Raw genomic sequence first — 10,438 nt, forward strand, 5'->3', positions numbered from 1 at the left:
CTCCATGGCTTTTCCCTGACATTTTTGCGGACCCAACGTCGATCCGCGCCCTCAGTTCCGGATTGACCATCGCTTCGAGGAACCGTTCCACCAAGGTCCGTTCGGTTACTCCGGAATCCCCCAATGCAGCATGGATGCGGCGCGACTGTGGCCGCGCCAGCGCCAGCGCCAGCGCACGGCCTTTGGCTGTCGGATAAAGTTCGCGCTGGAGGCGGTCGCGCGGACCTTGCAACTGCACGATATGGTCGGTGTCGATCAGTTGCTTGAGCACACGGGCCAGGCTCTGCTTGGTGATCTTCAGCACGTCGAGCAGTTCGGCGACCGTCAGGCCCGGCCTGCGGTTGACGAAATGCAGCACCCGGTGGTGGGCCCGGCCGAAGCCGTAATCGGCCAGGATCTGGTCCGGATCGGAGGTGAAGTCGCGATAGGCAAAGAAGAGCAGCTCGATGATGGCGAAGTCGATGCCGTCCTCGACCGACATTGCGGTCCTGATCGGTTTTCCGGCGGCTGGGCTTCGATCCGTCATTATTTCTCCGTGGGAAAGAGAGATTATGTCAGTACTATTGACGTAATTTCCCTGCAATGGTAATTTTTGACAAGCTTTTGGGCGGATTGCGAACGAAAAGGCAAGGGAAGCCGGTTTTTCCGGAATTTCCTAAGTTTGCCAGAGCGCAATTATCCGCCTACGCTCCACCATAAAAGCCGCTTTGGGCGGCCGACACGAAACACACAACGATACAACTATCCGGGCTGCCGCCCGTGGGAGGTTACCATGGCATCCGTTCCCTTCGATCAACTCGATGGCTCCATCTGGATGAACGGCGAATTCGTCCAATGGGGTGACGCCAAGATCCATGTGCTGACGCACGGGCTGCATTACGCCAGCGCTGTTTTCGAGGGAGAGCGCGCCTATGGCGGCGAGATCTTCAAGCTCAACGAACACACCGAGCGCCTGCATGAATCGGCACGCCTGCTCGGTTTCAAGATCCCCTATTCGGTGGCCGAGCTCAACGACGCCTCTTCCACGCTTCTCAAGAAGCAGGGTTTCCAGGACGCCTATGTCCGGCCGATCGCCTGGCGCGGCAGTGAGCAGATGGGCGTCTCGGCGCAGAACAACCGCATCAACTGCGCCATCGCCATCTGGCAATGGCCAAGCTATTTCGATCCTGCGCAGAAGCTGAAAGGCATCCGTCTCGATGTGGCGGAATGGCGCCGGCCCGACCCGCGCACCGCGCCTTCCAAGTCGAAGGCCGCCGGGCTCTACATGATCTGCACCATGTCCAAGCACGCCGCCGAGGCCAAGGGCTATGCCGATGCCATGATGCTCGACTGGCGTGGCCAGGTCGCCGAAGCGACCGGAGCCAACATCTTCTTCGTCAAGGACGGCAAGATCCACACACCCAAGCCCGACTGCTTCCTCGACGGCATCACCCGCCGCACGGTCATCGGGCTGGCCAAGGATCGCGGCCTTGAGGTGATTGAACGCGCCATCCTGCCGGAAGAGCTGGAAAGCTTCGAGCAGTGCTTCCTGACCGGGACGGCAGCGGAAGTGACGCCGGTTTCGGAGATCGGGCCTTACCGATTCGAGGTCGGCGAAATAGCCAAGAATCTTATGAATGACTATTCTGCGGCCGTTCAGCCCAAGCACGCGATCGCCGCAGAATAACGAAAGTCACAGCTTTTTTAGGAAGTAGGGGCGGTTTTCGGGCCGCCCCTTTTATTTCAGCGTTTCTGCATTTGACTTTCGTCCAATTCGGCGTCTCATGATGGTGTCGGCCCGGGAGGCTGACAGCTATGGAGGGACTAATCATATGGACATGAACACGCTTCTTCCGATCATCATACAGGTGATTACTGGCATCATCGGTGGTCAGGCGGTCGGTGCGGCGCTCAAGACGGCGGCGATGGGTCAGCTTCCCAAAATCCTGGGCGGAGCCATTGGCGGCGTCGGTGGTGCGGCGATCCTCGGCAGCCTGCTGGGTGGCGGTGCGGTCGATCCGGCGGCTGCGGCAGCAGCAACGAGCGGTCTCGGCAGCGCGCTGAACCTGCAGAACATCGTCGGCGGCGCCGGCGGCGGCGCGATCCTGACCGCCATTCTCGGCGCGGTCATGGGCGCCATGAAGAAGTAAGCAGGCCGTTTCGGTCTTTTCAAATGGGCGGCTTCGGCCGCCCATTTCCGTTTTGGGGCTACTGACTGTTCGTCTTTCGAGGGTGGACGCCCTTTGTCCGCGCCTCTACATCACCCGTGAACATCGAAAGGACGATCATGGGTCAGCTCAATGCCGGCATCGTGCCGGTCACACCGTTCCAGCAGAATTGCACCATCCTGTTCGACATGGATGACAAGCATGGCGTCGTCGTCGATCCGGGCGGCGATATCGACAAGGTACTGGCGGTGCTGAAGGACAATGCGATCTCAGCCGGAGCTATCTGGATAACGCATGGCCACATCGACCATGCCGGCGGTGCAATGGAGTTGAAGGAGGCGCTCGGCGTCGAGATCATCGGTCCGCATGAGGCCGACAAGTCGCTGCTCGACAATCTGGAAAACCAGGGCAAGCGCTACGGCATCGCCGGAGCGCGCAACTGCGTGCCCGACCGGTTCCTGGCCGAAGGCGAGACCGTGTCGTTCGGCGGCCATGTGTTCGAGGTGCTGCACTGCCCCGGCCATGCGCCCGGTCACGTCGTCTACTACAACCGCGCAGCCAAGTTCGCCCATGTCGGCGACGTGCTGTTCCGCGGCTCGGTCGGCCGCACCGACCTGCCGGGCGGCGACCACACGGCGCTGATCGCTTCGATCAAGGACAAGCTCCTGCCGCTCGGCGACGACATCGGCTTCATCTGTGGCCACGGTGCCGGCGGACGTTTTGGCGAGGAGAGGCGGACCAATCCTTTTTTGACTTGAACCAGGCTCGGAACCGTAGCTGTTTTTCATCAGCCTCAAGCAGACCGTTGACATTGTAGAGACCACAACAAAAAAGCGCTGGCCTTGCGGTCAGCGCTTTTCTGTTTTGGGGCAGGGAAGCCCTTGGTTAGTTGGCAGTGCAGAAATGCTGTTCGCCGTCATTGCCGGTGAACGTGCCGGTACGGGAATTGAAGCTGCGGTAGCGGTCCGAGCAATATTCGTACCAGTCACGCGTCCACGGTTCGGCATAACGATTGGCGTAGACCACCCGCGGCTCCGCATAATAGCGGCGGACCGGGGCCGGGCGCACCACGACGTCACGATCGTAGTAACCGTCATCGTAGTAGCGGTCAGCGTCGGGCGGCGGGCGGTCATTGGCCAATGCGCCACCGATCAGCGCCCCGGCCGCGAGGCCGAGCACGCCGGCGGCAATGGCATCGCCATTGCCATGATGGCCATGATGACGGCGCCAGTCGCGCGCATTGGCGGCGGGCAAGGCCGTGAGCGTGGTGGCGGCCACGGCAGCGGCCAGGACGGCGGTTTTGAAAATTCGGTTCATGTCGGTCTCCTTCGTTCCGGCCCGTGCAGTTTCGGGGATGCGGTCCGGCTTTACCGAAGACTAATATGCGACCGTGGCTGAACGGGGGCTGAACGGATTTTAACGTGTTTATTCAAAACGGACGTCAAAAATCACAGGCTCTCAAGGGAGCGATCTGCCCGGGAGCGCCGGTTCGAAGCCGGCTCAGCCGACCGACAGGTTGACGGCCTTGGGACCCTTGCCGCGCTTATCCGGCTCGGTATCGAACGACACTTTCTGCCCATCCTCGAGGCCGGGAAGACCGGACGCCTGCACAGCTGAAATATGGACGAAAACATCCTTCGCGCCATCATCGGGCGTGATGAAGCCGAAGCCCTTGGCATGATTGAAGAATTTGACGGTGCCGGTCTGCGGCATGGGAAGCTCCTTTGTCCCATAAACTCCAGTCTCGGGCCGGCAAATGCCCGAGTGGAAATTTGTCCTTTATTTTAGCGTCATCGGCAAGAGAAAGTTTTGCGGGCGTCTAAAGCACGTTGCGGCATGCTTCGGGTCTTTGTTTTTATGCAAGTCGTTGCCCAGAACCCGGCCGCTTGGGCGACATCACTGGCCCGCGCCTTCGATAAGGAAAAGGCGCGACGAAGATCGCCGCGCCTTTCAAAATTCAGATCCCTCTCCAGGCCAGGTGCAGGCATGGAGCCTCCGTCGCACGTCTAAGTGACATGCGGCGCGCCGATGGCTCAGGCTGCGCGGAGGTTGACGGCCTTGGGGCCCTTGCCCATGCGGTCCGGCTCGACGTCGAAGGTGACCTTCTGGCCATCAACGAGCGTGCGCAAGCCGGAAGCTTCGATCGCGGAGATATGGACGAACACATCCTTGGCGCCACCATCGGGCGTGATGAAACCGAAGCCTTTGGTCGCGTTGAAGAATTTAACGGTGCCGGTCTGGGCCATTGGGGAAACTCCTTCACCCGTTCAGTCTTTGGTGGTCCCGCCCGCCGCCTGGCGCAAAGGGCAGTTCCCGGTGGTTGCTTCGGCAGTCATGCATTGGCGCATGGTCAAACCCCCCGCCGAAAACGGGGCCGTCAGAGATTCACAGTATCGGGGAAAGGTCGTCCAAAACGTTCCGCTCTCCGGGTCGCAAATGCCCGAACACGGAATTTATCGCACGGAAACGTGATGGTTGCAAGATACCGCCGCGGGCCGCCGTACTGGCGCGTCCCGACGCATCAATCGACTGACCTGAGCATCGATGGGCTCGGCATAGGCTTGCTTGCCGGCCGGGTCATCGGCCAGAACCGGGCCACGAATGGGCCAGATGTCGAGGTGGCCGAGGAGGTCGACGCCGCCTACAGCCCCAGCGCGTTTCCGACTGAAAGGGCTGCAAACGGGGGTTGCATTTGGCAAGGGAATGGCGAGGATCGGCAACCGGGGACGCGATCGTGGGAGATCATCATGAAATATCTGGCGGCAATCTTTTCGCGGCAGGGTTTTGTCATCCTGTTGCTGTCGGCACTTCTTGCCGCCTGCACCGTCGTCGTCGATGACGGACCAGGGCCGCGTCCGCGTCCGCCCCGGCCGGAACCGCAATATTGCAGCAAGCAGTACGAGCCGGTCTGTGCGCGGCGCGGCGGCGATCGCCAGACCTTCGCCAATGCCTGTCTTGCCGACCGGGCCGGCTACCGCATCGTGCGCGACGGTCCGTGCCGCGACGGTGGCGGCGGTGGCGGCGGCGGCGGTGGTGAAGAGCAGACGTTCTGCACCCGCGAATATGCGCCGGTGTGCGCGCGCCGGCATGGCGAGATGCGCACCTTCCCCAATTCCTGCGAAGCCCGTGCCGCGGACTATCGCGTCGTTGGCGACGGGCCGTGCTGAGAACGCTGCGCCTCGTTGAGGACGACAAGCATCAAGCCGTCGGCTCACCTGGTGACAGTCGGCGATGAACACAGTCGGCGATGAACTCGGACGCGGGCATGGGTCTGGCAAACAGCCGGCCCTGGCCGTAGTCGACGTCGCGTGCCGCGAGGTGGTCGGCCAGCGCCTGCGTTTCCCCGCCTTCGGCAACGATCTTCAGCTTTAGTGTCTTGGCCATGTCGATGATATGCGCGGTGACGGAATTGGTGGCGGAATTCGTGCTGATCGTATCGATGAACGATTTGTCGATTAGGAGCGCATCGAGCGGCAGCCCCTCGAGATAGGACAGGCTGGAGTAGCCGGTGCCGAAGTCGTCGATTGCCACTGCGTGGCCAAGTTCGCGGGCACGAACGAGCGTTGAGCGGGCCGAGTTGATATCGATGAACGCGCGCTCCGTGGCCTCGAGCCAGATTTGCTGGGGCCGGATCGCGGTGTGCTGATTTGATCTTTCCGCACCGACGAAAGGACGAGACAGCAAGCGAAGCCTTGAACCTGCGGCGCCGATGGCCTAGATCGCCACAGGCGGATAAAACACGGTAGGTTTCCCATCAACAGAGATCAAAGACGAGCGGCGGGTGCGGGAGCCAGGTCTGGCGCAGGCGGACAGCCGCCGCTGGGCCTCGACCAGTATGTGCAGCAGGCGTTGCAACTGCATCAGGCCGGGCGCCGGCAAGAGGCTGAGACGATCTACCGGCAGGTGCTGGCGCGTCAGCCCAAGCACGCGGCCGCGGCGCATTTCCTGGGACTGCTGCTTCACCAGACCGGGCGCAGCGAAGAAGGGCTGGATCTCATCGAACGGTCGGTGAGCCTGCAGCCGACGAATCCCGATTTCCTCAACAATTTCGGTACGGTGATGCGCGACCTCGGCCGCCCTGCTGCGGCCATCGATTTCTTCCGCGGCGCAGTGGATCTGCGGCCGGACCAACTCGCGGCGCGCGACAATCTCGGCTCATCGCTGAAACAGGTCGGCCAGTTCGAAGAGGCCGAAGAGATTTATCGCGGCACGGTTGCACGCAACCCATTTCATGTGCGCGCCCGCATCGGGCTTGCCGAAACCCTGCAGGAAGCCGGGCGGCTGGATGAGGCGCTGGCTGCCTTCCGCGAAGCGCTGGCGATCCGACCCAAGGATGCCGACCTGCTGCACGGGCTCGGCGTCGGGTTGATGGAAAAGGGCAAGCTCGACGAGGCGGCCGACCTGTTCCGGCAGGCGTTGGCGATCAACCCCGCCATGGCCACAGCCTGGCTGATGCTGACGCAGGTCAAGCGCCAGAAGGAGCGCGACAGCGAGCTTGGGGGCATGGAAGCCCAGCATGCCAAGGCGCCGCAGGACAGCCTGGCGCGCATGCAACTGTCCTTCGGACTCGGCAAGGCGAATGACGATCTCAGGGATTATGGCCGGGCCTTCGACTATTTCGCCGAGGGCAATGCGATCCGCCGCAAAGGCATCGACTACGACCAGGCCAGGACGCGGGCCGAGTTCGAGGCGATGAAGGCCACCTTCGATGCCGGCTTCTTCGAGAAGCACAGGCCCAGCTCAATCAGCGACGACACGCCGATCTTCATTGTCGGCATGCCGCGTTCGGGCACGACGCTGGTCGAGCAGATCATCGCCAGCCATCCGCAGGTCTATGGCGCAGGCGAGCTCAGCATATTGAAGAAGGCGGTCGGCAGGCAGTTCCCGGCGACCATGCCGGGTGGCTTCCCATGGGGCGTATCGGATACGGGCGATTCGGATTTTGCCGAGGCAGGCCAAGCCTATCTCGACATGCTCCATGCCCGCTATCCGAACATGCGCCACGTCACCGACAAAATGCCGGGCAACTTCCTGCTTGTCGGCTTCATCCACATGATGATGCCGAAGGCCAGGATCATCCACTGCGCGCGCGATGCGGCGGCCACCTGCCTGTCGATCTACAAGGTGCATTTCCGCGGCGACAGCCATCGCTATGGCTACGATCTCGGCGAGCTCGCCGACTTCCACAATCTCTACACCGACATCATGAAGCATTGGCACACGGTGCTGCCAGGCGTCGTGCACGATGTACGCTACGAGGATTTTGTCGCCGACCAGGAAGGCCAGACGCGGGCATTGATCGCCCATCTCGGCCTGCCCTGGGACGACGCGGCACTATCGTTCCACGAGACCGACCGACCGGTGCGCACGGCTTCAGCCGCACAGGTGCGCCAGCCGATGTATCAGGGGTCGGTCGATCTATGGAAGCGCTATGGTGACCGGCTGAAGCCGCTTCTGGACAGGCTGGATTAGCGCAACGCTCTCTAGCTGATCGTGGCCTTAGAGATTGGCCTAAGCACCCGCGTCGTCATCCTAAGGCCTTCGCGACGGAGCTTCGCTCCTGCTTCGTCCTAGGATGACGAAGCTGAGGGGCTTCTGCCAATCTGCTACCGGCTGCTCAAAGCTCTATGAATGGCTTGAAGCCACCGAAGATCATGCGCTTCCCGTCGAACGGCATGTCCGCCCAATCGGCCTTCAGGCGCGGATCTGCCATCACTTTGGCCATGACGGCATCGCGGCTCTCCCGCGACTCATAGACGGCCCAGGCGAAGACGACGATCTCGTCGTCCTTGGCCTGCACGGCGCGCGGGAACGAAGTGACCTCGCCATAGGGCACGTCGTCGCCGATGCATTCGACATAGGCGAGCGCGCCGTGTTCCATCCATATAGGGCCTGCGAGGTTGGCCAGCCTCTTGTAGTTATCGAGATTTGCCTTGGGCACGGCAAGCACGAAGCCATCGACATAGGACATTGTGGGTCTCCTCCTGGAAGTTCACAATCCCTCACCGACGCCAGCCGGTGAGGGACTTCGCCATTGGCGATAAATCAGGCTTTCTTGACCGGCGCATTCATCGCCCATTCGACGCCGAACGGGTCGCGCATATTGCCCCACTGGTCACCCCAGAACATGATCTGGAGCGGCACGGCGACTTCGCAGCCGGCATCGACGGCGCGCTTCCACCAGGCTTCGATGTCGTCGCTGCCGAGGTGAAGCTGCATGGTGTAACCTTGCGGCTTGACGGCAGGCATGCCGTTTTCGGGATAGAAGTCGGAGAGCATCAGCGTCGAGCCGTTGATGTGGAGGTGGATGTGCATGGTGCGGCCTTTTTCGTCCGCCGGATAGGCAAAGACCTGCTCGGCACCAAAGGCCTTCTTGTAGAATTCGGCAGCCTTGAAGGCGCCATCCAGCTGCAGATAGGGGGTCAATCCGCCGAGCACTTTGGCCGCGGGCTGAACGGGGGTCTGATCGGTCATCTGTTGTTCCTCTTTGCGTTTGGCCTTGCGAGCCAAAGGACGGATGAGGTGCCGGCGTTCCTACATGGCCGGCAGATTTTTTTGGCCGACCGGCCCTGGACAGTCCACGCAGCCGCAGTTGGACGAGAGGCGTGAAACGAACTTGCGTCGACCGCGCCCAATCAGAGCGCAATTCTCTCGGCTCGCAGGCTAGAACAGATGGATCAGGCGAACGCCTCTTCAAATCCTGGGACGACAATGATCCTCTACTATCAGACCCACTCACCCTTCGCGCGCAAGGCGCTCGTCTTCGCCCACGAGGTTGGCATTGCCGATCGGCTGGAGGTCATTCATCACGAGACCAGTCCGACCTTGCGCAATGCCCGCGTCTACGCCGAAAACCCGCTCGGCAAAGTGCCGGTGCTGTTGCGGCCCGACGCGTCGCCGATCTTCGATTCCGATGTCATCTGCGCCTATCTCGACACGCTGCATGACGGTCGCAAGCTGCTGCCGCAGGACGGCGAGGCGCGCTGGCAGGCATTGCGGTTGCAGGCGGTCGCCCAGGGCCTGGCGCAGACGGGTATAGCCTTGCGCTGGGAGACGGAAAGGAGACCCGAAAAGTTGCGCTATGGTGCTCTCGCCGACGGATACCGGGAAAAGATCGAGGCGAGCTACGACTGGATCGAGAGCACGCTGGACGACGAGGCGCCGCTCCATATCGGCCACATTGCCTTGGCCACCGCGCTGTCCTGGATGGCGTTCCGTCACCTTCCGCCTTTTCGCTCACGGGCACTGCTGACGCGCTGGTTCGAGGCTTTCGAAAAACGCGTATCGATGAAGGCGACGCCGCTTTCGGGCGATACGCATGACTGACTGGCGCCCCGCGAGGTCAGGGGCGGCGGCCGTTTTGCGCATCGAAGACGTCCGGAAACCCGATATCCTTGCGCAGCGAGGCAGGCAGTGAACGCAGGACGCGTTCGCTGCGGTGACGAGCGCGCGCTGCCGCATACCGGGTTGCGATGCGACCGATGGACGAAAGAACCGACATGATAATTCTCCTGGGTTGGGCCGGCATCATCGTGTCGGCATCCCAAGGACGCGGCGGGCTGAGGCTATCCGACAGATCGTCGAGATTTTTTTATCGCTAGCTCCGTAGCCTGCTTGAAGCGGGTTGTTGCTAACGCGATTACTTCAGGCCGCGGTTTGTAGACGTTCGATTGTTTCAAGATCGGCCTTCTTCGCCTCTCCCTCTACGGCGAGGTCGTAGCTCGCCTGCATATTCATCCAGAACTGCGGCGTGGTTCCGAAGAACTTCGCAAGGCGCAAAGCGGTGTCGGGCGTTACCGGTGTCGTCTCGCTGGCCAGGCGCTCGATGCGTGTGCGGGGCACATGCAGCTTTTTGGCCAGCGTGTAAGGCTTCAGATTGAGCGGCACGAGATATTCCTCACGGAGAATTTCTCCGGGATGGATAGGTGGGTTGATGTTCAGCATTTTGAACCCTCTTCAATGATAGTCGGTGATTTCAACATCCTCCGCTTGCCCTTCCACCCACCTAAAGCAGAGGCGGAATTGATCGTTGATGCGGATCGAATGCTGGCCCGCACGGTTACCTTTCAGCGGCTCAAGCCTGTTGCCGGGAGGCGTCTTCAGATTCGACAGTTCGGCGGCGTTGTCGATCATGAACAGCTTCCGCTGGGCTGAGCGGACAAAGGTCCGATGGGAAGCCCTTCGGAGCCTTGCCGTTCGAAACGGCTTCGCTGGTCTTGTCTTTGGAGGAGCTTATCACCTTGCCGACCCGAGTGGCGTACCATGGCATGATACGCTTCGGAAGTCAAGAA

14 protein-coding genes and 2 pseudogenes are annotated in these 10,438 nt (G+C 61.4%); 6 read left to right on the forward strand and 10 right to left on the reverse strand.

Annotated features, from left to right (window positions below; all coding sequences use genetic code 11):
• On the reverse strand, window positions 1–526 hold a 526-nt coding region (locus EN969_RS04905), incomplete at its 3' end, for a MarR family transcriptional regulator (RefSeq protein WP_164758148.1).
• Between the two features lie 246 nt (window positions 527–772).
• On the opposite strand from EN969_RS04905, the gene EN969_RS04910 reads away from it, so the two are divergent.
• The 3 genes from EN969_RS04910 to EN969_RS04920 all read left to right on the forward strand — a co-directional run bounded on the left by EN969_RS04910 (window position 773) and on the right by EN969_RS04920 (window position 2,905).
• Window positions 773–1,666, forward strand: coding sequence for a branched-chain amino acid aminotransferase (locus EN969_RS04910; RefSeq protein ID WP_127419010.1), 894 nt, complete (start codon window positions 773–775; stop codon window positions 1,664–1,666).
• 145 nt (window positions 1,667–1,811) lie between these two features.
• Entirely contained in the window at window positions 1,812–2,129 is a 318-nt protein-coding gene (locus EN969_RS04915) for a hypothetical protein (protein ID WP_013530017.1), read from the forward strand.
• 137 nt (window positions 2,130–2,266) lie between these two features.
• Complete coding sequence (locus tag EN969_RS04920) at window positions 2,267–2,905, forward strand: MBL fold metallo-hydrolase (protein WP_063168837.1); 639 nt, start codon at window positions 2,267–2,269, stop codon at window positions 2,903–2,905.
• Between the two features lie 127 nt (window positions 2,906–3,032).
• Here EN969_RS04920 and EN969_RS04925 read toward each other — a convergent pair whose 3' ends face one another.
• The 3 genes from EN969_RS04925 to EN969_RS04935 all read right to left on the reverse strand — a co-directional run bounded on the left by EN969_RS04925 (window position 3,033) and on the right by EN969_RS04935 (window position 4,393).
• Window positions 3,033–3,464: a BA14K family protein gene (locus tag EN969_RS04925; RefSeq protein ID WP_013530019.1), complete on the reverse strand. Its 432-nt coding sequence runs from the start codon at window positions 3,462–3,464 to the stop codon at window positions 3,033–3,035.
• Window positions 3,465–3,647: 183 nt separating this feature from the next.
• A complete protein-coding gene (locus EN969_RS04930; protein ID WP_013530020.1) occupies window positions 3,648–3,860 on the reverse strand; it encodes a cold-shock protein in 213 nt (70 codons plus the stop codon).
• 320 nt (window positions 3,861–4,180) lie between these two features.
• On the reverse strand, window positions 4,181–4,393 hold the full coding sequence (locus EN969_RS04935) for a cold-shock protein (protein ID WP_006202520.1): 213 nt from the start codon (window positions 4,391–4,393) through the stop codon (window positions 4,181–4,183).
• A gap of 501 nt (window positions 4,394–4,894) precedes the next feature.
• Here EN969_RS04935 and EN969_RS04940 point away from each other — a divergent pair.
• Window positions 4,895–5,314: a Kazal-type serine protease inhibitor domain-containing protein gene (locus EN969_RS04940; protein WP_013530021.1), complete on the forward strand. Its 420-nt coding sequence runs from the start codon at window positions 4,895–4,897 to the stop codon at window positions 5,312–5,314.
• A gap of 31 nt (window positions 5,315–5,345) precedes the next feature.
• Here the strand turns inward: EN969_RS04940 and EN969_RS04945 are convergent.
• A pseudogene (locus EN969_RS04945) lies at window positions 5,346–5,801 on the reverse strand (EAL domain-containing protein); the annotation flags it as partial.
• 195 nt (window positions 5,802–5,996) lie between these two features.
• Between EN969_RS04945 and EN969_RS04950 the strand changes: the two are divergent.
• Window positions 5,997–7,619, forward strand: coding sequence for a sulfotransferase (locus EN969_RS04950; protein WP_244514230.1), 1,623 nt, complete (start codon window positions 5,997–5,999; stop codon window positions 7,617–7,619).
• Between the two features lie 145 nt (window positions 7,620–7,764).
• Here the strand turns inward: EN969_RS04950 and EN969_RS04955 are convergent, their stop codons facing one another.
• Together EN969_RS04955 and EN969_RS04960 are read right to left on the reverse strand one after the other, a co-directional pair.
• Entirely contained in the window at window positions 7,765–8,118 is a 354-nt protein-coding gene (locus tag EN969_RS04955; RefSeq protein WP_063168835.1) for a DUF1428 family protein, read from the reverse strand.
• A gap of 74 nt (window positions 8,119–8,192) precedes the next feature.
• The gene (locus EN969_RS04960) at window positions 8,193–8,621 is read right to left on the reverse strand and encodes a glyoxalase/bleomycin resistance/extradiol dioxygenase family protein (protein ID WP_013530024.1); all 429 of its coding nucleotides are present in this window, start codon (window positions 8,619–8,621) and stop codon (window positions 8,193–8,195) included.
• Between the two features lie 237 nt (window positions 8,622–8,858).
• Between EN969_RS04960 and EN969_RS04965 the strand changes: the two genes are divergently transcribed.
• Window positions 8,859–9,473: a glutathione S-transferase gene (locus EN969_RS04965; RefSeq protein WP_063168834.1), complete on the forward strand. Its 615-nt coding sequence runs from the start codon at window positions 8,859–8,861 to the stop codon at window positions 9,471–9,473.
• Window positions 9,474–9,489: 16 nt separating this feature from the next.
• On the opposite strand, the gene EN969_RS04970 is transcribed toward EN969_RS04965, so the two are convergent.
• The 3 genes and pseudogenes from EN969_RS04970 to EN969_RS04980 all read right to left on the reverse strand — a co-directional run bounded on the left by EN969_RS04970 (window position 9,490) and on the right by EN969_RS04980 (window position 10,386).
• Window positions 9,490–9,648, reverse strand: a complete 159-nt coding sequence (locus EN969_RS04970) for a hypothetical protein (protein ID WP_013530026.1) — start codon at window positions 9,646–9,648, stop codon at window positions 9,490–9,492.
• A 143-nt stretch (window positions 9,649–9,791) separates the two neighbouring features.
• On the reverse strand, window positions 9,792–10,091 hold the full coding sequence (locus EN969_RS04975; protein WP_027039367.1) for a HigA family addiction module antitoxin: 300 nt from the start codon (window positions 10,089–10,091) through the stop codon (window positions 9,792–9,794).
• A gap of 12 nt (window positions 10,092–10,103) precedes the next feature.
• Window positions 10,104–10,386 (reverse strand): annotated as a pseudogene (locus tag EN969_RS04980) (type II toxin-antitoxin system RelE/ParE family toxin).
• Window positions 10,387–10,438 lie beyond the last annotated feature (52 nt).

The sequence above is a fragment of the Mesorhizobium sp. M7A.F.Ca.CA.003.01.2.1 genome (assembly GCF_003998945.1).
Lineage (GTDB): Bacteria > Pseudomonadota > Alphaproteobacteria > Rhizobiales > Rhizobiaceae > Mesorhizobium > Mesorhizobium ciceri.

Coding starts and splice junctions, on each gene's coding strand:
- EN969_RS04910 (WP_127419010.1), top strand. CDS start 773: ATGGCATCCGTTCCCTTCGATCAACTCGATGGCTCCATCTGGATGAAC.
- EN969_RS04915 (WP_013530017.1), top strand. CDS start 1,812: ATGGACATGAACACGCTTCTTCCGATCATCATACAGGTGATTACTGGC.
- EN969_RS04920 (WP_063168837.1), top strand. CDS start 2,267: ATGGGTCAGCTCAATGCCGGCATCGTGCCGGTCACACCGTTCCAGCAG.
- EN969_RS04925 (WP_013530019.1), bottom strand. CDS start 3,464: ATGAACCGAATTTTCAAAACCGCCGTCCTGGCCGCTGCCGTGGCCGCC.
- EN969_RS04930 (WP_013530020.1), bottom strand. CDS start 3,860: ATGCCGCAGACCGGCACCGTCAAATTCTTCAATCATGCCAAGGGCTTC.
- EN969_RS04935 (WP_006202520.1), bottom strand. CDS start 4,393: ATGGCCCAGACCGGCACCGTTAAATTCTTCAACGCGACCAAAGGCTTC.
- EN969_RS04940 (WP_013530021.1), top strand. CDS start 4,895: ATGAAATATCTGGCGGCAATCTTTTCGCGGCAGGGTTTTGTCATCCTG.
- EN969_RS04955 (WP_063168835.1), bottom strand. CDS start 8,118: ATGTCCTATGTCGATGGCTTCGTGCTTGCCGTGCCCAAGGCAAATCTC.
- EN969_RS04960 (WP_013530024.1), bottom strand. CDS start 8,621: ATGACCGATCAGACCCCCGTTCAGCCCGCGGCCAAAGTGCTCGGCGGA.
- EN969_RS04965 (WP_063168834.1), top strand. CDS start 8,859: ATGATCCTCTACTATCAGACCCACTCACCCTTCGCGCGCAAGGCGCTC.
- EN969_RS04970 (WP_013530026.1), bottom strand. CDS start 9,648: ATGTCGGTTCTTTCGTCCATCGGTCGCATCGCAACCCGGTATGCGGCA.
- EN969_RS04975 (WP_027039367.1), bottom strand. CDS start 10,091: ATGCTGAACATCAACCCACCTATCCATCCCGGAGAAATTCTCCGTGAG.